Source organism: Amycolatopsis sp. EV170708-02-1 (assembly GCF_022479115.1).
Classification (GTDB): domain Bacteria; phylum Actinomycetota; class Actinomycetes; order Mycobacteriales; family Pseudonocardiaceae; genus Amycolatopsis.
This window is the reverse complement of the sequence record NZ_CP092497.1, coordinates 5,125,228-5,147,766: the sequence shown is the minus strand read 5'-3', so window position 1 is coordinate 5,147,766 and position 22,539 is coordinate 5,125,228. Positions and strand designations below refer to the sequence as shown.

Here is a 22,539-nt window from a genome sequence, read left to right as displayed (position 1 = left end):
GATAGCACCGGATCGATGAGCCTGGCTCATCGATCGATGAGGAAGACGTCGTTGTTCCCGGTGCCGCGCGGTGATGGGCTGGCGGCATGAGTTCCTCTGTTTCCCACCCGGCTCCGGTTCGTCCGGAGCGGACTTCCCCGTCGCGATGGGCCGCCGTCGGCGTGCTGACGCTGAGCACGTTCCTGGTGGTGACCTCCGAGATGCTGCCGGTCGGGATGCTCACCCCGATGGCGGACGGTCTCGGCGTCTCCGCGGGCGCGACCGGGCTCAGCCTGACCGTCACCGGTCTGGTTTCGGCGGTCACCGCACCCGTGGTGCCGCGGCTGCTCGGCGACCTCGATCGGCGCCGGGTGCTGGCCGCGGCCGTGGCGGTGCTGGCCGCCGGCAACGGGCTGACCGCGATCGCCGTCGATTTCGGGCTGCTCATGGTCGCGCGGATCGTGCTCGGTGCCGGGATGGGCGCCGTCTGGGGGATGGCTTCGGCCGTGGCCATCAGGCTGGTCGCGGCTCGCGACAGCGCGCTCGCGGTTTCGTTCACCGTCGGGGGTGTCGCCGCCGCCTCGGTGCTCGGGGTGCCGTTGGGCACGTTCGTGGGGAACGCTTTCGGCTGGCGAGCGGCCTTCTGGTCGCTCGTGGTGTGCGCGTCGGTGCTCGTTCCCGCCTTGCTGCTCGCCTTGCCCGTGTTGCGCCGTCCCGCGGTCGCCGAACAGACCGGCACCGGACGGCGCCGCTCGTTGTTCCGTCCCGCCGTGGTCACCGGCCTCGCCGTGGTGGTGCTGCTGGTGACCGCGCACTTCGCCGCGTACACCTACGTGCGTCCGGTCCTCGAAGAGCTGCCCCGGCTGACGGCGGGCGCGATCGCGTCGCTGTTGCTCGTCTACGGCGTGTCCGGGCTGATCGGCAACTTCGTGGCCGGAGCCGCGGCCGGGCGCAGGCCTCGGCCGACCGTGCTGCTGCTGGCGTCCGGTATCGCGGTCGCGCTCGGGCTTCTGGCTCTGTCCGGCGCCTCCGCGTTCGTCGCCTGGGCCGCGGTCGCCCTGTGGGGGCTGGCCTACGGCGGACTGTCGGTCGGCGCGCAGCTGTGGATGACCGCCCTCGCGCCGGATCGCGTCGAGCACGTCACCGGTCTCTACGTCGGCGTGTTCACCGGTTCGATAGCCCTGGGCGCCTTCGTCGGCGGCTTGGTCGTCGAGGGGCGGGTGTCGTGCTGTTGCTGTGGAGTACGGCGGCGCTCGCCATGGTCGCCTTGCTGGTGGGTTCGATGGGCAGGCCCATCGCGGCGTAGTGGTCCCGCGCGGCTCCGGCCTGCCCCAGCCCGGCCAGCGCGCGGGCTTCCTGCAACCGATAGCCGATCCGCTTCGCCGTTTCGAGCGCGAGCCGATGCCGCTTGAGGCCCGTCGCCGTCTCGCCGAGCGCTAGGCAGGCGGTGCCCAGGCTGTTGGCCGCCATCGCCAGCAGCAGCGGATGGTTGAGCCGTGTGAGGATCGCGCACGCGCGTTCGGCCTGTTCGCGCGCGTCGCCCGGGCGGTGGGCGAGCAACAGGGCGTCGGCGAGGTCGATCCGGCTCCATGCCTCGCCGAAGAGATAGCCGAGATCCCGCGAGGCGGTGATCGACCGTTCGATGACGTCGAAGGCTTCGTCGAACCGGCCGAGCCGGGACAGGACCAGGCCGAGCTGGGCGGAACTCAGGATCGTGCCGCGGTCGTCCTCGCGCAGCTCCACCGCCCGCCGGGCGGAGACCAGCGCGTCGTCCAGCCTGCCGAGGACCTCCTGGGCGTTGCTGAGATTGGTCCACAGCGTGGCGGCGGCGGTCTCGTCCACGACGGCCAGGCCGTCCCGGTAGAACCGGATCGCCTCGGGATAGCGGCCGAGCATGCCGTGCAGCGCACCCGCCCTGGACAGCGCGATCGCCTCGGCCGCGCGGTCACCTGACGCGCGGACGACGTCCAGCCGTTCCAGCGCGCAGTCCATGCCCTCGGTGAGCCGCCCGTTCTCCCAGAACGCCAGGGTGAGGCTCGCCAGGCTCAGCTGGATCGCGTGCGGGTCGCCGATCCGGCGGGCGGCGGTGATCCCGGCCCGTGCCACGGCGAGCAGCTCGTCGAGGTGCCCGCTCTCCCGGAGATGTTCCGTGGTGTCCGCGGCGATCCGCCAGGCGTACTCGTCGAGACCGGCGTCGAGCGCGTGCCGGGTCACCGCGACGAGGTTCGCCCGTTCCGCCCGGTACCAGCCGGGGCCGCCGCCGTCGCGGTAGTGATCGAGGAGACGGCGCACGGCAGGGCCGGATTCCTCGTCGCGTGCGGCGTTGCGGGCGTGCTCGGCGATCAGGTCGTGGAACGCGTAGCGGCCCAGCGCCGGCTGCCTGAGCAGATGGGCGTCGAGTAGGTCCTCCAGCAGGCGTTCGGCCTCGCGTTCCCCGATACCGGCCAGGGCGGCCGCCGCGGGCACGCCGATGTCGGCACCGGGATTGCGCCCCAGCAAACGGAACATGCGCTGTTGCGCGGCGTCGAGCTCCCGATAGGACAGTGCGAAGGCCGCGGCCACGTCGCGTCCGGCGACCTTCAGCTCGGCCAGCCGGTCGTGTTCGGAGCCCAGCCGTTCGGCCAGCGCCTCGACGGTCCACTGTGGACGATTCTGCAGCCGGGCGGCCGCGATGCGGATCGCCAGCGGCAGGTTCCCGCACAACGCGGCCACCCCGGTGTCCGGTCGCCCGGACGCCGCCGCGAACAGGGCGCCCGCCTCTTCGTCCGGCAGCACTTCGAGACTGATCGACGCGGCGCCGTCGACCGCGGCCAGGCGGCGCCTCCCGGTGACCAAGACGGCGACCGTCGCCGAACCCGGAATCAGCGGCCGCAGCTGTTCCGCGCTCGCGGCGTTGTCGAGCACCACGAGCAGCGACCGGCCCGCCGTCCTGGTCCGCCACAGTTCGGCCCGCCGGTCCACGCCGCCGGGAAGCCGTGAGGCCGGGACGTCCAGCTGCCCGAGCAGGGCTTCGAGCGCGGCCTCCGGCGGAAGCGGTTCGCGGGCGGGGGAGTGGCCGTGCAGATCCACGAACAGCTGCCCGTCGGGGAAATCGGCGGCGAGCCGATGCGCGGCATGGACGGCGAGCGAGGTCTTGCCGACACCGGCCATACCGTCGACGACGACCGGGCGGCCGAGCCGGACGGCATCGACCAGCCGGCCGATCTCGGCCTCACGCCCGGTGAAATCCGGGACGTCGTAAGGGAGGAAGCAGCGGGACTTGCCGTATTCCGGCTCGTCACGCAGGATCCGCTCGTAGAGTTCGCGCAGCTTCGGCCCGGGGTCGATCCCGAGTTCCTCCACCAGCCTCGTTCGCGCCCGCCGGTAGACGTTCAGCGCGTCGGCCTGCCTGCCCTGCTGGTGCAGCGCACGCATGAGCAAACCGGCGAACGGTTCCCGGAGCGGGTGTTCGGCGACCAGCGCCGTCAGCTCGGCGACGGAGTCTTCCCCGGCAGAGATCTCTTCGTCGAGACAACGCTCCACAACGGACAGACGACGCTCGTCGAGCTCTTCGGCTTCACCACGCAGCGCCGCACTGTCCACACCGGACAGAGCCGGGCCGCTCCAGCACGCGAGCGCTTCGCGGAACTCACCACGCGAGACGCGCTCCTCGAACGTGCGGAGGTCGAAGGAGTCTGGGCGAAGGACGAAGCCCGGCCCTTCGGCGGTCAAAACGTCGTCGGCGGCACCCTCGGCGAGGAGCGTGCGCTTCAGTGCGGTGGTGAGGTTGCGGATCTGGCGCGTGGCGGTGGCGGGCGGATCCTCGTCCCAGACGACGTCCACCAGCCGAGAGACCGAGACGACCCGATCGGCGCCGAGCAGCAGCGCGGCGAGGATCCGCTCCTGCCGCGGGCCCGCCAGTTTCACCGGCCGCGCCTCGTTCCGGCACTGCACCGGGCCCAAGATCCGGAACTCCATCGCACCCCCTCCCGCGAGGTTAACCGGCCATCCGCCCGCGCCGGTGCGGAAGTGATGCAGCTGTGATGCGCCGCCCGGCGAACCTGCTGGTGGACGGAATACGGGACGTGACGAGGAGAATCCCATGCGCAAGCGGTATTACGCGGCGTTGGCCGGGCTGATCGTGGCCGCCGCGGGAATCGGCGTGCCCGCCGCGGCGGCGGCGAGCGACCAGCGGGCCGAGTCGGAACGGCAGGCCTGTCAGCGCGCGTTCGACCGCGCGGTCTGGGAGGACATGGACAGCTTCAACAAACGCGACGAGGCCCGCTACCGGGCGATCATCCACCAGAACATGGTGACCGTCGGGCGCCGGGGGCAGCTGTTCATCGGCTACGACGCCAACGTCGACCCGGTGGTCAACGAGCAGTTCAAGGTCCCTTACGAGTACAGCATGCCGTGGACGGTGACCCACACCGTCGTCGAGGGCTGCAAGATGGGCTTCGCGATCCTCGACGCGTACTACAAGGTGCCGTCGCAGAACATCAACCGGCACTACACGATCAGCCTGACGCTGGTACGCGAGCACGGGAAGTGGCAGGTCATCAAGGACACCGTGACCGACGTGCTGCCCTGAGCCGGGGGAGGTCGTGAGTGGCGAGGACGGTTCTAACCGTCCTCGCCACTCACGAGGCTTGACCTCAGGGTTTCCGGCCCACACCGGCGTACGGCAGCGAGTTGATCTCCGGGTCTTCGGACATGTCACCGGCGCCCTGCGGGTTCCACATCGCGCAGCCGACGACGCCGGGCTCGATGACGTCGAACCCCTCGAAGAACGAAAGCACCTGGTCGTGGGTCCGGGGGATGGGGTCGTTCCGGGTGCTCTTGTACGCCGCGATGGCCTCGTCGAGGCCGCTCGAGTTCGCGTCGGCGGCGACGTGCGACACGGCCAGGAAGCTGCCGGAGGCGATCCGCTCCCGGTAGCGGGCCAGGATCCCGTGCGGCTCCCACGAGTCCGGCACGAAATGCAGCAGCAGCAACATGAACAGGCCGATCGGCTGGTCGAGGTCCAGCAGTTCCCTGGTTTCGGGCGCGTCGAGGATGTCGTTGACGTCGCGGAGGTCGGCCTGGATCGCCGCGCACCGGTCGTTGCCGCGCAGCAGCAGCTTGGCGTGTGCCACGGCGACCGATTCGCGGTCGACGTAGACCACCCGGCAGGACGGGTCGATCCGCTGGACGATCTCGTGGAGGTTGCCGACGGTCGGGATTCCGGAGCCGATGTCGAGGAACTGCCGCACCCCCGCCTCCACCATGTGCAGCGCGGCACGCCGCAGGAAGGCGCGGTTGAGCCGGGCCGCGTCGCGGATGCCCGGCATGATCTTCAGGATCTGTTCGCCCAGCTCGCGGTCGGCCTGGAAGTTGTGGTCGCCGTTGAGCCAGTAGTCGTAGACCCGGGCGGGATTCGGCACGGTCGTGTCGACCTCGGGGGGTACCCAGCTCAGGTTCGAAGTCACCGTCGTCGCCGCCGTTCGGTTGGGATCCGTTGGGGCACAGGAGTCTAGCGGCCTGACGGGACCGTGCTGCCATCGTCCGATCGTGTGGAAGTGCGGCGGCGGAACCCGCTCCGTCGCCTCGCGGTCCTAAGGTGACCGGGTTCAGCGTCCAGGCACCGGGAGACGAGCACGATGGCAGCACCTCCGGACGTCGCTGTCGCACCGGGCCGGTGGCCGGTGCTGGGGCATACCGTGCCGATGCTCCGTGACCCGCTGAAACTGTTGTCCTCACTGCGCTCGCACGGCGATGTCGTGCGGCTCGACTTCGGCCCGATGCCGGTCTATCTGGTCACGACCCCCGAGCTGGCGTGGCGGCTGCTCGCCGTCGACGCGGGGAAATTCGACAAAGGCATCGTGTTCGACAAGATGCGGCCGTTGTTCGGCGACGGGCTCGCGACCTCCAACGGTGCCTTCAACCAGCGGCAACGACGGATGATGTTGCCCGCTTTCCAGCGAAGCCGGATCGCGCTCTACGCCGAGACGACGATGACGAAGCTCGCTGTAGAACTCGCCGATACGTGGAAACCGGGTGAGGTGGTCGAATTCGACCGGCGCATGCAGGATCTCGCGCTGACCATTTCCGGGCGCACGCTGTTCTCCGCCGAACTCGGCGACGACGCGCTCAGCGAGATCCAGCGGTCGATCCCGGTCATGTTGAAGTACGTCATGGTCCGGGCGTTCTCGCCGAGGTTCGTGGAACGCCTGCCGATTCCGGCGAACCGCGAGTTCGACGCGGCGGCCGCGCGGCTGCGGCGGGTCATCGGCGACGCCGTCCTCGAAGCGCGTGAGAAGGGCGGCGATCAGGGCGATCTGCTCTCGATGTTGTTGCTGGCCAAGGACGACGAGACCGGCGAGAGGATGACCGACCGGCAGGTGGCGGACGAGGTCATCACGATCCTCACCACCGGCGCCGAGACCACCGCCGTCGCGCTCGCGTGGTTCTTCCACGAGATCGGGGCGAGGCCGGATGTCGAACGCCGCTTCCACGCCGAGGTCGACGAGGTGCTCGCGGGCGGGCCCGCGCGGTTCGAACACCTGCCGCGGCTGGTCTACACGCAGCGGATCATCAACGAGGTCGTCCGCCGGACCCCGCCGGTGATCCTGATGCGGCGGGCGCGGGAGGACGTCGAACTCGGCGGTGTGCGCCTTCCGGCCGGTACCGAGGTCGCGGTCAGCCAGCACACTTTGCATCGCGATCCGCGCTGGTTCCCCGATCCCGAACGGTTCGACCCGGATCGCTGGGAACCCGAGCGCGCCGCCGAGGTGCCGAAGGGCGCGTTCATCCCGTTCGGTGCCGGCGCCCGGCTGTGCCCCGGCCATCAGTTCGCTCCCACGGAGATCGCGTTGGTCGCGGCGACGATCGGCGCCCGATGGCGGCTGGAGCCGGTACCAGGGGTGAAGGTGTTCCCCAAGATCAAGGCGACGATGCAGCCGAACCGGTTGCCGATGATCGCGCGGCCGAGAACGCAAGGCTGACGGTGAGCGGTCGATCACCAGGTGTAGGGTTCATGCTCCTTCCGAGCGTCCCGATTCCGGAGAGGGTTCTGAGAGAATGCCGCTCAAACTGGCCACGGCGGTGGCCGCGTGCTGCGTGCTCCTCGGCGGCTTCCTGGTCGCGGCCCCGGCCGAGGCCGTCGACGTCCGCTGTTCCGATCTGGATCTGCCGGTCACCGGCCCGCTCGGCGAACCCGCCACGGTGCACGGCCGGTTCTGCCTGCCCGAAGGCCCGGCGCCCAAGGCGGTCCAGCTGCTGGTGCACGGCGGTACCTACAACAGCGCCTACTGGGACCTGCCCTACGACCCGGATCGCTATTCCTATCAGCGGGACATGGCGAAGCACGGCTACGCGACCTTCGCGGCGGACCAGCTCGGTTCGGGCGGGAGCAGCAAACCGTTCAGCCTTCCGCTCCTGTTGCCGGTGCTGGCACGGTCGATGCACGAGGTGATCGGTCATCTGCGCGCGGGCCGGGTCGGCGGCACACCGTTCGAGAAGGTCGTGATCGTCGGGCATTCGGTCGGTTCGGGCATCGTCGCGGCGGAGGCCTCGACGTATCAGGACGTGGACGGCGTGATCCTCACCGGGATGACGCATCTGCCGTCGGTCCCCGCGCTGACCTTCGGGGTGCTTTTCGGCCTGCAGCCCGCGTTCACCGACGGGCGGCTCGGCTCGCTGGGCAGCGACCCGCTCTATTTCACGACGAAACCGGGAGCGCGTGCCGGACTGTTCTACGCGACGGAAAATACCGACCCCCAGGTCATCGAAGCCGATGAGGCGACCAAGGATCAGGTTTCGGTCCCGGGAATGGGGACGGTCGCCGTGTTCGGCATCGTGCTGCCCGCGACGAAAGAGATCCGGGTGCCGGTTCTCCAGGCCGTCGGGTCGGAAGACATCCTGTTCTGCGGCCTTTTCTCGCTTCGCGACTGTTCGAGCGGCGAGACGCTGCGTCCGGCGGAAGCGCCGTTCTATCGACCCGAGGCCGAACTTTCCACGTATGTTCTGCCCGGTGCCGGACATTCGCTGGCGTTACATCGCAACGCGTCCCAGTATCGGGACGCCACCCGCACTTGGTTGAGGGAAAAGGTCGGTGTTGCAGTACCGTAGGGTGACCACCCGATTGGGTGACCGTTAAACGGTGAGTACGGCTTCAGAATCGTGGAGGATGTTCCTCCACCACGGAATACGAAAGCGACCCCAGGACCGGCGGACGTGACTGCTCCACTTCCGGACGGCGATGAGTTCCCCGTATCGCCGGACGCCTCCAAGAGACCTTCTTCCTCCGCGGCACCGAAGCGGAGGAACGCCGCGCCGACCCGTGCCACGCTGGCCCGCAAGTGGGCTTACCTGGTCACCGGTACGGCGTACCTTCCGTATACCCACGCCCAGATCGAAGAGCATTTCGCCGCTTTGCTCGACGAGGTCTTCGATGCGGTGCTGAGTGAGGACGCCGAACCGGCGCAGGCCACCGAGGCCGGCGCGCGGCTCGTCGCGCTCAGATGCGTCGGGCCGGACAGCCTGCGTCGCACGATGGACGTACTCGGCAAGGGCTTTTGCACGAACCGGAGCTGCGGAGCGTGAAGTCGCTCCCTGAACGGGTGTTGCAGGTGCTCGGCGCGCTCGCGTCCGGCTACGGCGAGGCGTTGCGCGAGAGCATCCAGACGCAGCAAGAGGATCTGAGCCGCACGTTGGTCACGCTCGAACGCGAAACGCGGCGTGAGCTGGTGCTGACGCAGGCGCGGTTCGAGCAACTGTTCACCGGCTCGGCGACCGGTGTGGCCGTCACCAGGGTCGACGGCCGAGTCCAGCGGGTGAACCCGGCGTTCGCCGAAATGCTGAACCGGCCCGTCGCGGACCTGATCGGGCTCAACCTCTACGACCTCGTGCACCCGGACGACGCCGACGGCCTGCGCGAGGGCTACCGGAAGCTGCTCGACGGGGAGAGCCAGCGGCTCGAGCTGTCGCGAAGACTCGTGACCGAGGACGAGGAACCGTCGTGGGCCGGATTCACCGGCGCCGTCATCCGCGACCCGGCAGGCGAAGCCCAGCAGTTGATCACGCTGGTCGACGGCGACACGGACGTCTCGCTGCTGCAGCGCCAGCTGAGCCGTCAAGCCCTGCACGATCCGCTGACCGGCCTGCCGAACCGGCAGTGTTTCGGCACTCGCCTGGAGAAGGCGTTACGGCACGCCGACCCGTCCTTCGGCGTCACGGTCTATCACGTCGACCTGGACGGTTTCTCCCTGATCGCGGGCGGGCTCGGCCAGAAGCAGAGCGACGACCTGTTGAAGAACGTCGCCGCGAAGCTGCGGACCGTCGTCGGCGGCGAGGACGCGCTCGTCGCCAGGATCGGTGGCGACGAATTCGGCATCCTCATCCAGAACACCGCGGCCAGCCCGGACGTCGCCACCGTCATCGGCATGATCAACCAGGAGCTGTCCGAGCCGGTCTACCTCGAGAGCGGTAGCGGCGTCGCGGTTTCGGCCTGTGTCGGCGTCGTGCACCGGCCGCCGAGGGACATCGCGCCGAACGAGCTGCTGCGCGTCTCGGATATGACGCTGCGCCGCGCGCAGGCCAACGGCTACCGGCAGTGGGCGCTGTCCGATTCCGTGCTCGACACCAGGGAGCGGCACGAGTTCGGCCTCGCCGTCTCCATGGCGGGCGCCTGGGAGACCGGCGAGATCGAGATCGAATTCCGGCCGCTGACGTGGCTCGCGGACAGCAGGCCGGCGGGCATCGAGGCGAGGCTCGCGTGGAACCATCCGCGTCACGGCCGGATCGGTCACGACACCTGCGTCCGCTTCGCCAACGAGACCGGCCTGATCGTGCCGCTCGGCGAGTGGCTCATCCGCACCGCCTGCGAGGAATCGGACGACAGGCTCCCGATGGTCGTGGGACTGACCTCGCATCAGGCCGCCGATCCCGATCTCGTCGGGTCGGTGCGGAACATCCTGAGCGCGACCGGGCTCGGGCCATCACTGCTGAGGCTGGGCTTTCCCACCGACGCCGTGCTCGCGGATCTCGGCGAGACCGTCGACAACCTGCACTTCCTCGCCGAGATCGGCGTGGACGCGGAACTGCAGGGCTTCGGCGCGGGCGGTGACGTCGTCTGCCTGGTGGACGTGCCCGTGCGGACGGTCCGGATCGCTCCCCGGCTGGCGGAACGCCGCACGGAACCCTTGGCGGAACGCGCGCTGCGGAACCTCATCGACACCGCGACCATGGCGGGCGTGACAGTGATCGCGGACGGCATCGACTCGACCGGCGACGCCGGCTGGTGGCATTCCGCCGGTGCCCACATCGGCGCCGGACGGTATTTCGGCTAGGCGCGTAACTCGCGTGCTTGAAGGCGTAACTCACGAGTTACGCTTTCAAGCACGCGAGTGACGGCCCTGATCACGTGAGTGACGAGTTCGGTTAGGCCGTTTGCCGCAACGGAAGGCGCTAAGTTACCCGAGGGTTGACGTTCGCGGGCGGATTGGGCAACATCCCAGGTCCTCACCCCGCACCTCGGAGGCATGCATGCAGGACGGCCCGAGGCGTGGCGGGCGGTTCAACGCGCCCGTGGTCGTCTTGAGTCTGTTGCTGGTGATCGCGCTCGGTGCTTGGTGGGGCGTCGACTACCTGCGGGCCCGGTTGGCGGGCAACGGTTGTGACGCGCTGACGCCCGTCGAGGTCACCGCGGCGCCGGACGTGGCGCCCGTGCTCACGCGGCTCGCGAAGACCGTGCCGCAGGAAGAATGCTTCAGTGTCAACGTGACCGCGAGCGAGTCGGCCAAGACCGCCGACCTGCTCGGGACCACCGCCTCCGGCGGGCCCGACGTCTGGATTCCCGAGTCGAGCACGATGCTGTCGCAGGCCAGGGACGCCGGCGCGTGGAACCTGCCGGAATCCGGTCAGTCGGTGGCGAATTCCCCGGTGGTACTGGGACTTCCCGACGAAACCGCGCACCGATTCGGCTGGCCGGGGAAAGCCCCCTCGTGGCAAGAGATCCTCGACGGCGCACCGATCGGGATCCCGGATCCGGCGCGAGATCCGCTCGGCGTCGGAACGCTGCTCGCGCTGCGGAAGCTGACCGAGAGGGAGCCCGACCCGGCCGCGGCGTTCACCGCCGCCATGAGGAAGCTGAACCCGGCGCCGAGCCAATTCCCGGCCGCCTTCCCCGCGACCGAACAGTCCGTCCTAGCGCGGAACCTGGTGGCGGCCTATCCCGGCGTCCCGGTGCAGGGGTTCGACTACCCGTATGTCGTGCTGCCCAAGGCGTCCGAGGCGTCGAGGGCCGCGGCGGAGCGCTTTTTGCGGCTGCTGCTCGATCCGCTCGCCGGCTCCATCTTCGCCGACGCGGGATTCCGGGCGCCCGGCGGGCAGTTCGCCGTGCCGCGGGCGCAGGACAGCCGGACCGACCCGGCGCCGCGTCCGCCGGGAGCGCCGCCGGTGACGGAACTGTACGCCGTGCTGCAGGCTTGGGCGGGGACGAACCTGAGTGCCCGGGTCCAGGTGCTGCTCGACGTCTCCGGATCGATGGCCGCCGCCGTGCCGGGCACGGGGAAGAGCCGGATGGAACTCACCCTGCAGGCCGCGACACAGGGGCTCGGCCTGTTCAAACCCACCACCGAACTGGGTTTGTGGCTGTTCTCGACCAAATTGGACGGTGACAAGGACCACCGTGTCCTGCTGCCGATGAAGACGATCGCCGAGCAGACGGCCTCGGGCGGTGTCGCGCGGCTCCAAGCCGTGCGGCCGAAAGCCGGTGGCGCGACCGGGCTCTACGACTCGATCCTCGCCGCGTATCAGAACGCCAGGCAGAACTGGAAACCCGGCCGGATCAACCTGGTCGTCGTCCTCACCGACGGGCGCAACGAGGACAGCGAGACGATCGGGCTGCCGCGGCTGCTGGAGGAACTGGGCAAACTCCAGGATCCGCGGAAACCGTTACCGGTCATCGGGATCGGCATCGGGCCGGATATCGACGCCTCCGAACTGCGGCAGGTTTCCACCGCCACCGGCGGGGAATCGTTCACCACCCCCGATCCGAGGAAGATCTCGGACGTCTTCTACCAGGCGCTGAGCAAGATCATGTGCCAGCCGCCGACCTGCAAGAATTGAGGCGACCCGTGGCTCTCCGGGGGAAAAGACCTTCGCCGGTCGCGCTCGCCGCGTTCGCCGCCGGCGTGATCCCGTTCGTCCTGCACGTGTGGGCCGCGTTGCGCGGCAGCCTGGCGCAGGACGACTTCGTCATCACCTATCACGCCGCGAAGTCGGGCCCGTTCGACTTCGGCTACTTCTTCCAGGACTACCACGGCCATCTCGCGCCCGGCGGATTCCTGCTCGCCGACGTGCTGACCGCGTGGGCGCCACTGGACTTCGCCGTCCTGATGGCACCGGTCCTGCTGATGCAAGGAGCGGCGTCGGTGCTGCTGTGGGCGGTGCTGGTGCGCTGTTTCGGGCGCCGGTGGGGGATTCTCGTCCCGTTCACGATGTTCACGACGTCGACCTTGCTGCTCGTCCCGACGTTGTGGTGGGCGTACGCCATCCAGATCGCGCCCGTGCTGCTGGCCGCCACGGCCGCTTTGCACGCGCACGTGCGATATCTCGCCGACGGCGGACGCTGGGCGATCGCCACCGTGGCCTGGACCGTGTTCGGGCTGGCGTTCTACGAAAAGGCGGTGTTCATCCCGGTGCTGATCGCCGGGATCACCGTCCTGCTCGGGATTTCCCTGCGCCGCCACGTCGTGCTGCTGGGCGTCCTCGCCGCCGTCCTCGCGGGCTACGCCGCCGTTTTCCTGATGCTGACCACGAGTCAGATCGGGCAAGGCGGCGGTGCGGTCACCGTCGGCACGGTCGCGGACATGACGGGCCGGATGCTCGGCGACACCCTGATCCCCGGGCTGGTGGGCGGGCCGTGGTCGGGCCCTGGCCCCGGCGCGACCTTCGCCGCTTCCCCCGTGGTGGTGCGGATCGTGCTGCTGCTCGTGGCCGTCGCGGTGCTGGTCGTCGGGATCCGCGTCGGCGGGCTCCGGGCCAGGAAGGCGTGGATCCTGCTGGGCCTGGTCTTCGCGGCGGACATCGGGCTTTCGGCGGCCACCAGGCTCACCGAGGTCGGCCCGGAACTGGGCAGCGATCCCCGCTATGTCGCCGATCTGGCGCTCGTCGTCGCGCTGTGTCTCGCTTTCGCCTTCCTGGAGCCCAAACCGCTCGATCGGCCTTCGGATCCCGCGCCATCCGCGGCGAAACGCCCGTTCGCCCTGGCGTTGTGTCTCGCCTTGATCGCGAGTTCCGCCGTGGGATTCTCCCGGCTGGCGCCGGGATTGCGGTTCGAACACTCCCGGGAGTTCCTCGCCAACGCGAGGGCGTCGATCGAACGGGATCCCGACCTCGTCCTGTTCGACACGGCGGTGCCGAACGACGTCCTGCACGGCTGGTTCGGCGAGAACGCCCGTGCCTCACGGGTGGTCGGCCTGATCCCGGGGTTCCAGTTCGATCAGCCGACCGGCCGGATGTCCCTTTTGGACGATTCGGGCACCGCGAGGACGATCACCGGAGTGGAGCCGGTTTCCCGTGGGCTGCCGGGCCCGGTGGCGGGCTGCGGGTACACCGTCGGCGAGCAACTGGTCCGGGTTCCGTTGGACACGCCCGTTCTCGGCCGGTACCTGCTCCGGATCGACTACTTCACCTCGGACGGCGGGGAAGGATTCGTCGACCGCGACGGAGCACGCGTGCCGGTGTGGTTCCAGCCCGGTCTGCACACGATGTACCTGCCGATCGAGGGCCTGTTCGACAAGATCGGTTTTCAGTTGTCCGCCAAGGGTGCTCCCGTCTGTCTCGCCAAGGTCGACGTCGGCAAGCCGCTCACTCAGTAAGGGTCGTACGGACTGTCGTGGCCGAAGAGCTTCGCGACGGGAGCCAGGCGCAGCCGCAGCAGGATCTTGATCCCGACGTTGCGCACGAACCACGGCAGCTGGGCGAGCACGCGCAGCCTGTCCTTCGCCGACGGCGGGGCGAGCCGGAACCGGGCCAGCGACGTCGCGCGGTCGAGATAGGTGTAGCGCCGTCCGAAGAGGACTTTCGCGATCGTGCCCAGTGTGACGCCGATGGAGGAAAAACAGTCGTGGACCAGGATTTCCGCGCCGTCGTCCAGGTTCGCCGACCAGCGCAGGTCGTCGGTGTAGGTCCAGTAGTCGTGTTTGCCGTCGATGTAGAGCAGCTGGATCGGGCGGTCCCAGCGTGGGCGGAGCTTCGTGCTGTACTCCGCCACGAGCTCGACGACGTCCTCGACGCCCGCCTTTCTCAGGTTCGCCTCGAACCGTTGGCGTGTCGGCGATCCGCCGAACAACCGTCCGTCGACGAACGGATCGACCGCGACCACTCGCGCCCCGGCCGTGCGGGCGGCGCTCGCGAGCACGATCGTCGAACGGCCCTGGTGGCTGCCGATCTCGACGACGAGATCGCCCTTCTCCAGCCGGCACGCGGCGTTCCACAAGGCGAGGCCCTGATCCCGCGTCATCCAGCCCTTGACCGGCTCGGCGAGGGACCACGCTTCTTCGAAACCGTCTGTCCGAGGTCTTTGCTTTTGCGTGATGTCGCACCTGCTCAGGTCGCGGGGACGAATGGGTAGGCGCATAGTAGCCACGTTTCCGCCTAGTATCTACCGGATGGTAACCCCCGGCGCGCTCGTGAAGAGGCCGAGCACGTGGATCGTGCTGGCACTCACCGTGCTGTCCTTTGTGCAGCGTCCCGGCAGGACGACCTTCGACACGAAACTCGACCTCGCCGTGGATCCGCTGGCCTTCCTCGGCAGGGCACTGCACCTGTGGAATCCCCAGGCGACGGCGGGGGAGCTGCAGAACCAGGCGTACGGCTACCTGTTCCCGATGGGGCCGTTCTTCGCGGTGTGCCAGGCCGTCGGCATGCCGGTGTGGATCGCACAGCGGCTGTGGTGCGCGATCCTGCTCTCGGTCGCGTTCGGCGGCGCCCTGCTCGTGGCCCGCGCGCTGAAAATAGGGAACGAACGGACTCGGCTGATCGGAGCAGTCGGTTACGCCCTCGCGCCGAGGATGGTCACCGAAATCGGTTCGCTGTCCTCGGAAATGCTGCCCGCGGTCCTGCTGCCGTGGGTGCTGCTGCCGTTGATCCTCGCCGATCGCATCGGCTCGCCGCGCCGTGCCGCCGGGTTGTCCGCGCTCGCCGTGCTGTGCATGGGCGGGATCAACGGCGCGATGGTCGTGATGGCGCTCGTGCTCCCGGGATTGTGGCTGCTGACCAGGAAATGGCGGAGCACGCACGTCGCGCTGGTGATCTGGTGGTTCGTCTTCGTCGTCGGCGTGGTGCTGTGGTGGTTCCTGCCACTGGTGCTGCTCGGCCAGTACAGCCTGCCGTTCCTCGACTACATCGAATCCGCGACGAACACCACGGCGCCGATGTCGTTGTTCGAGGTGCTGCGCGGCACGAACCAGTGGGTCGCCTACGTCGTGCAAGGCACGCCGTGGTGGCCCTCTGGCTGGGCGCTGATCGACAATCCGGTGCTGATGGCGGCGACCGGCCTGGTGGCGGCGGTCGGGCTGTTCGGCCTCGCGCGGCGTGGGCTGCCCGAACGACGGTTCCTGGTGCTCGGCGTGCTGACCGGGCTGACGCTGCTGACCGTCGGCTACGTCGGGACGCTCGACAGCCCCCTGGCGGAACCCGTGCGGCAGCTGCTCGACGGCCCGCTGGCGCCCCTGCGGAACGTGCACAAATTCGAACCGGTGCTGCGGCTGCCGCTGATGCTCGCGTTCGTCCACGGCATCACGAGCGCCGCGCCGGCACTACGCCGCCAGCTGCGTCCCGCGCTGGGAGCGCTGCTGGTCGTGGCGATGGCCGCGCCGGTGTGGCTGCTGACGTTGCGGCCGGGGCCGGGCTGGGACGAGGTGCCGGGATATTGGTACGACGCGATGGGGTACGTCGCCAAGACCGACGCGACGGCGCGGACGTTGCTGCTGCCCGCGACCGGGTTCGGGGAGTACGACTGGGGCCGCACGGTGGACGAACCGGCGCAGGCCATCGCGGACAGCCCGTGGGCGGTGCGCAACCAGGTCCCGCTGGGCTCGGAGGGCAACACCCGCCTGATGGACTCGGTCGACGCCGCCTTGGCCGACGGCAGAGGGGATCCCGGGCTCGCGGCGCTGCTCGCGCGGTCGGGCTACCGGTTCCTGCTGCTGCGCGGCGACGTCGACCGCGCCAAGGTCGGCGCGCCCGATTTCACGACGTTGCGTGCCGGGCTGGCGGGATCGCCGGGGATCGAGAAGTCGGCCCAGTTCGGGCCGCTGGAGGTCTTCGAGGTGAAACGTCCGGTGCCGCTGGTCACCGCGACGTCCACGAAGGACGTCCCGACGGTGAGCGGCGGCCCGGAGAACCTGTTGCCGCTGATGAACTCCGGGCAGCTCGATCCCGGCACGCCGACGGTGCTGACCGGTGACGGCGGTTCGCCGACGGGGCCGAGGCTGGTCACCGACGGGCTGCGCCGCGCCGAACGCAACGTCGGCGGGGTGCGGGACAACCTGAGCCAGACACTGACCGCCGGGGAATCCCCGCGCCAGCAACGAGCCGCGCTGGACGTCCTGCCGTTTCCGGGCGAGCAGCACCAGACCCTGGCCGCGTACCGGGGGATCCGCTCGGTCACCGCGTCGACGGCGGCGTCGTTCGCGGACGCTTTCGGCGGCTCGGATCCGAGCCATCAGCCGTTCGCCGCGCTGGACGGGGATCCGCGCACCGCCTGGCATTCGTCCAGCTTCACCGGGCCGATCGGGGAATGGCTCGAAGTCGAACTCGACACCCCGCGGCTGGTGAACTCGGTCGATCTCGCGATGGTCGACGACATCCGCGTCGGCTGGCCGCCGACCAGGATCCGGATCACCACGGACAACGGTTCCGTCGATCACCAGGTCGTGCGGGGCGCGGGGGCGCACACCTATCCGGTGCCGGCGGGGGTGACGCGCAAGGTGCGGATCACGTTGCTGTCGCTCGTGGTCGGCAGGCAGGACGGCAACGTCGGGATCTCGGAGCTGAAGATCCCGGGCGTGGAACCGCAGCGCGCGCTGGAAGTCCCCGCCGATCTCGGGGCGGGTGCGGCTCCGGGGTTCGCGTTCACGCGCGGGCCGCAGCCGAGGTACGCGTGCGTGCCCGGGCGCTGTGACGCCAACGCGGGCCGTGACGGTGAGGAACCGGACGGCATCAGGCGGCTGTTCTCGACGACGTCGCGGAGCGCCTACGAGTTCGGCGGCACCGTGCTGCCCGCGGGCGGTGGCCGGGTGCCGGTGACGCTGCCGGGCGTGCGGGTGTCGGCGACGTCGCAACTGGGCGGGGATCCGTCCGCGAGCGCGTTCGCCGCGGTGGACGGGAATCCCGCGACCGCGTGGCAACCCGACATCACCGACCTGCGGCCGACGATGACGCTGGACTGGGCGAAACCGCAGACCATTTCCGGAATCCGCGTCGCCGACTCGCGCACATCCGCGCGACTGGAACTGACCACCCCGACGTCGAGCCGTTCCGTCGAACTCGACGCCTCCGGAGCGGCGACGTTCCCGCCCATGGAGACCTCACAGCTGAAGATCGCGTTCGCGGGTCTCGACGACGACCAGCGGACCCGGAACTCGCTCGGAATCGGGAGTCTTTCCCTGACCGGTGCGGAACTTCCCGCTCCGGTGGCGGAATTCACCCTGCCCTGCGGATCGGGCCCGAACGTCCGCCTGGACGGCTTCGACTACGACACTTCCGTACGCGGCACGCTCGCCGACTTCCTCGCGCACCGGCCGCTGACCCTGTCCGCGTGCCCTGATTCGGCGGGCGGCGTGGACCTGGCGGCGGGCGGTCACGAACTGCGGACCGACCGGTCCGAGTCCTTTGTGGTCCAAGACCTTTGGCTGAAACCCTCCGGGCTCGCCGTTTCGCCCGCCACGCATCGCGCCGTCACCGTGGACTCCTGGGACGCGACGTCGCGCTCGGTCACCGTGGCTGGGGGCGACGAGTCCGTTCTCGCCGTTCCGGAGAACGCGAACGCGGGCTGGACCGCTTCGCTGAACGGGACTCCGCTGGCGAAGACGCGCGTCGACGGCTGGCAGCAGGCGTGGATCCTGCCCGCGGGCTCCGGCGGTGTCGTGCACCTGGAGTTCACGCCGGACTGGAAGTACCGGTCCGGTCTGCTGATCGGTGCGGTCGCGATCCTGCTGGTGCTGATCGGGGCGCTGTGGCCTGCCCGCCGTCGTCGTATTCCGGTGGAAGCGGGCTCCGGGCGGGTGGTCCCGGTGGTCCTGATCGGACTGCTGGCCGTCCTGGGCGGGATGCTGCCGATCGTGCTGCTGATCGCCGTCCTGCTCGCCCGCCAGTTCAGCGAACGCGCGCCGCGGTATCTCGCTTTCGGCGGGATGGTCGTGGGAACGCTCGTCGCGGTGGTGGGGCGGCTGCTGGGGCACGGCCAGGAATGGGCCTATGGTCCGGTGACCCAGGCTTCGCTGCTGCTGGCGGCGGCGGCGATGGTGGCGATGTGTGTGCCTTGGTTCGCCGGGCGGTCACCCGAGCCGGACGTCGGGCCGGGGTCGTAGGCGGGCGCTGTCGAGTGCCGCCCGGAGCTCGGCCACGACCCTGCCGGGCTCCGAACGCAGCCGGGACGGCAGCGTCTGGACGACGACGATCCCGGCCGCGGCATAGCGGGCGTTGCGGGCGAGGGTGTCGCGAAAGCCGGTGTCTCCCGCGTGATGCTCGAGGGAATCGATTTCCCAGGCGAAGCCCAGTTCGTCGCACCAGCCGTCGGGTTGCGCGATGTAGGTGCCGTCCGCGCCGAAGATCTTGACGTTCCAGCGGCACTCGGGCAGATCCGACCGCTGCCAGAGACGCCAGGCATCGGCTTCGGCGACCGACCGGGCGCCGCCCAGGATCGGGAGGAGCGCGCTTCGCAGGAGTTCCTTGCCCGTCCGCCTGCCTTCGTCGAGCTCGTCGGCGAGGGACCGCGGCAGGCAGAACCCTCGCTGGACGGACTCGGCCATCATCGCCGTGATCGCGTCCTTGCGCGGTGTCCTTCGCGCCGCGTCGATCACCGCGCGGGGCACTGGAGCTGTCGGGACCCCGGACCGCGGCCACGGATTCGGCAGGCGGCGCGACCGTTCGATGTGGACGAACCCGCGGTGTGCGACCGAGCGGTTCGAGGGGACGAGCACGTGGACCTCCTCGGTGTCCGGGAGGTTACGCAGCCCGTAGCGCTCCAACGCGCGCACGCCGGTCAGGATCGAGCCGGTGCCGGAATGCAGGAGCGCGGCGTGGATCTTCTGTTCGGCCGTCGGCTCGCCGTTCTGGAGCAGCACGACGCCGGGCAGCAGCATTCGCCACGACCCTCCCGATCGGCACCGTCGCGAGATCGTGCTTCGCGATACTCCGATGGCTTCGAGTTGCTTCGCCGTGATCACCGATGGCCCTTCGGCGATCAGTGGGTGGCGAGCCCAATCTCCTCTTCGCACCGGCGCAGCATGGAGTCGAACACCGACAGAACGCGACGGTCCGGCATCGTGACCGGACCTTTCATGCGTGACCGTGTGGATTTTGGTGCGTTGGGTGACCCGAAATCCACACAGTCCCGCCTCACCTCCGCGACCGCAGCTCCAACACCGCGCCGGAGAGCGCCAAACCTCCAGCACAGCAAGCGGCGACGATCACCACTTGAGCGGCCGACGAGTGCAGCCAAGTCGTCACCAGCACCGTCTCCACCACCACGGTCGTCCACATCAGCACGGTCACCCGCCGGTCACCGGCGGCGAGGCGCGAGAACAGCAGGATCTGCACCAGCGCGAGCATCGAGCCCGCGAGGGCGAACGGCCACACCGGCATGGTGCTGGCGGCGTAGCCGGAGCCGCCGATGAACGAGAGCAGACGCGACCCGAAAGCGAAAGAAACCACCAGCACGAACGCGTCGAGAGCGGCGCAGACGGCCAGGGCGGCGGGCAGGATGCGGTGGCGGTCGGCGCCGTTCGCGAAACGGGGCAGCACCAGGACACCGACGGCTTGGGGGAGCCAGTAGGCGATCTTCGTGACGATCGCGCCGAGAGCGTATTCGCCTGCCTCGGTCGCGGGGAGGGTGTGGCGCGCCAGTACGAGGTCGAGGTTCACCAGCAGGACCAGCGCCAGCATCGCCTGCGCCGCGTGCAGGACCTCGCCCGCGTGCCAGCCCGCCTTGCGGGGCCGGGGCCGTCCACAGAGGACCCAGCCGCAGAAGATCACCAGGTACGAGCCGATCGCGGTCCCGGCCAGCGCGCCGGTGGCGTCGCCGCCGATCAGCAGGCCGAGCAGCGAGCCGCCGACCTTGCCCGCGCCTTCGAGCGACATGAGCCCGGCCAGCAGCGCGAAGCGGCCACCGCCTTGCAGCAGGCCGTGGAAGAGACCGAGCAGCGTGAGCGGTCCGAGCGTGACGGCGAGCAGCAGCGCGGGCACCACGGAATCCAGGTGCAGCACGAAGACCAGCACCGGCGCCAGGATCAGGCCGATGGTCGCGACGATGGCGCTCGTGGTGAGGCCGAGCGCGAGCAGTGTCCCGCTGTCCTGCGACTCCTTTGATGAACGCAGCCGGGCCACCCGCAGCGCCACCACGGTCTGCAGCCCCATCGCGGGCACGACACCGATCACCAGCACCGCCAGCAGCGAGCTCAGCTCACCGAACGCGCTCGGCGCGAGCAGCCGGGCGGCGACGATGCTCAGCGCGTAGGCGCCGGCGTTGTTCGCGGCCAGCGCGAGCGAAACGAGGATCGCCGCGACACGCTTGTCGGTCCTGGTCTGCCCGACCTCGGCGTCTACGCTCAACGGAGCTCCCATTACCGGCGAGTAATCTCCGCGACCATAACCGCGATCGAGGCGGAAAGGGAAGAGCACTTGGACGCACGGCGCGAACGTCTCGTCCTGGCCGCGGTGTCGGCCGGGCTGGCGCTGCTGGTGTTCCTGCCGGTGCTCGGCCGCGGCTTCGTCCTGAGCTACGACATGGTGTTCGCCCAGCGCCAGTCGCTGATCCCGGACGCGCTCGGGCTCGGTTCCGCCCTGCCGCGTTCGGTCCCCGCCGATGCCGTGATCGCGCTCGCGACCGCCGTGGTTCCCGGCGACATCGTCCAGAAAATCATTCTGCTGCTTTCACTGTTCGTGGCGGCATACGGCGCAGCGCGGCTGGTCCCGACGGAGCAACTCGGTACGCGGATCGTCGCCGCCACCGGTTACGCGTGGACGGCGTACTTCGCGGAGCGGTTGTTCATCGGGCATTGGCCGCTCCTGCTCACCTACGCCTGCCTCCCGTGGATCGTGCGCACCGCGCTTTCCCTGCGCCGGAACGAACCGAGGGCGCTCGCGCGGCTGGTGCTCGCCTGCGCCCCCGCGGTGCTCACCCCGCCCGGCGGACTGCTGGCCGCGCTCACCGCGATCGCGCTGGCCGGACCGCGAAAACTCGGCCACACCCTCGGTCTCGCGGTGGTGCTCAACCTGCCGTGGCTCGTCCCGACGCTCCTGCACGACGGCGGCACGCTGTCCGATCCCGCCGGGGTGGCCGCGTTCAGCGCCCGCGAGGAGAGCTGGGGTCCGGCCATCCTGAGCGTGCTGGGGCTCGGCGGGATCTGGAACGGCGACGTCGTCCCCGGCAGCCGTGGCGCGCCGATGGCGCCGGTGCTGATCCTCGTCACGGTCGCCGTGGCCTTGGCCGGGCTCCGCCCGCTGGCGCGAAAGTGGGGCACACCGGCGGCGAGAGCGTTGCTGTCGCTCGGAGTTCTCGGCGTGGTCCTCGCCTCGCTGGCGACCCTGCCGTTCGGCGAGCCCGTGCTGTCCTGGGCGATGGGACACGTGCCCGGCGCGGGCCTGCTGCGGGACGCGCAGAAATGGGTGGCCTGGTGGGCGCTTCCGGTCGCGCTCGGGTTCGCCCTCGCGATCGAAGCCGCTGCCGTGCGCCTGCGGACCGGGGCGGCGCGTGGGGCGCTCGTCGTGGCCGCCGCGCTGTTTCCCTTGCTCACCATGCCCGATCTCGCCTGGGGCGGCTGGGGAAGGCTCGAAGCGGTGCGTTACCCGGACGACTGGAACGCCGTCCATCGGGTGCTCGCCGAAGACGACCGGCCCGGCGACGTGGTCGCGCTGCCGCTGTCCACGTTCCGCAGTTTCGCCTGGAACGACCACCGGACCCAGCTGGACCCCGCGCCGCGCGCGCTCCCGGAGACCGTTCTCGCCGACGACACGCTGCGGGTCGGTGGCGAGGAGATCTCCGGCGAGGATTCCAGAATGGACCGTGTCCGCGCGGCGACGTCGCCGGAAGATCTGGCGGCGGCGGGAATCGGCTGGATCCTCGTCGAACACGGGACGCCGGGGCGCGTCGACCCGCGGTTGCTGACCGGCGCGGAACCGGTGTTCTCCGGTGACTGGCTCACGCTTTACCGCACTCCCGGTGAGCCTGCCGTGACCGGGACGCGATCACCGGCCCCCGTGGTGCTGGCAAACGGAGTAGCGCTGGTGTCGATCGCGGCCGGCCTGTTGTGCCTCAAGTTACCGGTGCGTACATTGAGCCGACGCAGGAATTCCCTGTCGCGGAAGGAGTAG

General features: G+C 69.8%; 14 protein-coding genes and 1 pseudogene. 10 read left to right on the top strand and 5 right to left on the bottom strand.

Annotated features, from left to right (window positions below; translation table 11 throughout):
• Positions 1-86: 86 nt before the first annotated feature.
• A pseudogene (locus MJQ72_RS23360) lies at positions 87-1,109 on the top strand (MFS transporter); the annotation flags it as partial.
• 34 nt (positions 1,110-1,143) lie between these two features.
• Here the strand turns inward: MJQ72_RS23360 and MJQ72_RS23355 are convergent.
• Positions 1,144-3,936, bottom strand: coding sequence for a BTAD domain-containing putative transcriptional regulator (locus tag MJQ72_RS23355; protein ID WP_240593094.1), 2,793 nt, complete (start codon positions 3,934-3,936; stop codon positions 1,144-1,146).
• Between the two features lie 124 nt (positions 3,937-4,060).
• Here MJQ72_RS23355 and MJQ72_RS23350 point away from each other — a divergent pair, with 124 nt between their 5' ends.
• Entirely contained in the window at positions 4,061-4,549 is a 489-nt protein-coding gene (locus MJQ72_RS23350; protein WP_240593093.1) for a hypothetical protein, read from the top strand.
• Positions 4,550-4,613: 64 nt separating this feature from the next.
• Here the strand turns inward: MJQ72_RS23350 and MJQ72_RS23345 are convergent, their stop codons facing one another.
• Positions 4,614-5,426, bottom strand: coding sequence for an SAM-dependent methyltransferase (locus tag MJQ72_RS23345; protein WP_240593092.1), 813 nt, complete (start codon positions 5,424-5,426; stop codon positions 4,614-4,616).
• A 171-nt stretch (positions 5,427-5,597) separates the two neighbouring features.
• Here MJQ72_RS23345 and MJQ72_RS23340 point away from each other — a divergent pair, with 171 nt between their 5' ends.
• The 6 genes from MJQ72_RS23340 (at position 5,598) to MJQ72_RS23315 (ending at position 13,820) form a co-directional block, all read left to right on the top strand.
• Positions 5,598-6,941 (top strand): cytochrome P450, encoded by a 1,344-nt coding sequence (locus MJQ72_RS23340; protein WP_240593091.1) that lies wholly within the window; start codon positions 5,598-5,600, stop codon positions 6,939-6,941.
• Positions 6,942-7,017: 76 nt separating this feature from the next.
• Positions 7,018-8,067 carry an alpha/beta hydrolase gene (locus MJQ72_RS23335; RefSeq protein WP_240593090.1) on the top strand — a complete coding sequence of 350 codons (1,050 nt, stop codon included), beginning with the start codon at positions 7,018-7,020 and terminating at the stop codon, positions 8,065-8,067.
• A 105-nt stretch (positions 8,068-8,172) separates the two neighbouring features.
• The gene (locus MJQ72_RS23330; RefSeq protein ID WP_240593089.1) at positions 8,173-8,541 is read left to right on the top strand and encodes a hypothetical protein; all 369 of its coding nucleotides are present in this window, start codon (positions 8,173-8,175) and stop codon (positions 8,539-8,541) included.
• Positions 8,538-10,286 (top strand): EAL domain-containing protein, encoded by a 1,749-nt coding sequence (locus MJQ72_RS23325; RefSeq protein WP_240593088.1) that lies wholly within the window; start codon positions 8,538-8,540, stop codon positions 10,284-10,286. The genes MJQ72_RS23330 and MJQ72_RS23325 overlap by 4 nt, the downstream gene beginning before the upstream one ends.
• A gap of 196 nt (positions 10,287-10,482) precedes the next feature.
• Complete coding sequence (locus tag MJQ72_RS23320; protein ID WP_240593087.1) at positions 10,483-12,066, top strand: substrate-binding domain-containing protein; 1,584 nt, start codon at positions 10,483-10,485, stop codon at positions 12,064-12,066.
• Between the two features lie 8 nt (positions 12,067-12,074).
• Positions 12,075-13,820 (top strand): hypothetical protein, encoded by a 1,746-nt coding sequence (locus MJQ72_RS23315; protein WP_240593086.1) that lies wholly within the window; start codon positions 12,075-12,077, stop codon positions 13,818-13,820.
• Here MJQ72_RS23315 and MJQ72_RS23310 read toward each other — a convergent pair.
• Complete coding sequence (locus MJQ72_RS23310; RefSeq protein WP_240593085.1) at positions 13,814-14,464, bottom strand: class I SAM-dependent methyltransferase; 651 nt, start codon at positions 14,462-14,464, stop codon at positions 13,814-13,816. The two genes, MJQ72_RS23315 and MJQ72_RS23310, sit on opposite strands and share 7 nt — an antisense overlap.
• Positions 14,465-14,612: 148 nt before the next feature.
• On the opposite strand from MJQ72_RS23310, the gene MJQ72_RS23305 reads away from it, so the two are divergent.
• Positions 14,613-18,536, top strand: a complete 3,924-nt coding sequence (locus tag MJQ72_RS23305; RefSeq protein WP_240593084.1) for an alpha-(1->3)-arabinofuranosyltransferase — start codon at positions 14,613-14,615, stop codon at positions 18,534-18,536.
• Here the strand turns inward: MJQ72_RS23305 and MJQ72_RS23300 are convergent.
• A complete protein-coding gene (locus MJQ72_RS23300) occupies positions 18,504-19,310 on the bottom strand; it encodes a hypothetical protein (protein ID WP_240593083.1) in 807 nt (268 codons plus the stop codon). The two genes, MJQ72_RS23305 and MJQ72_RS23300, sit on opposite strands and share 33 nt — an antisense overlap.
• 256 nt (positions 19,311-19,566) lie before the next feature.
• The gene (locus tag MJQ72_RS23295; RefSeq protein WP_240593082.1) at positions 19,567-20,778 is read right to left on the bottom strand and encodes a lipopolysaccharide biosynthesis protein; all 1,212 of its coding nucleotides are present in this window, start codon (positions 20,776-20,778) and stop codon (positions 19,567-19,569) included.
• A gap of 69 nt (positions 20,779-20,847) precedes the next feature.
• Here MJQ72_RS23295 and MJQ72_RS23290 point away from each other — a divergent pair, with 69 nt between their 5' ends.
• Entirely contained in the window at positions 20,848-22,539 is a 1,692-nt protein-coding gene (locus tag MJQ72_RS23290; RefSeq protein WP_240593081.1) for a hypothetical protein, read from the top strand.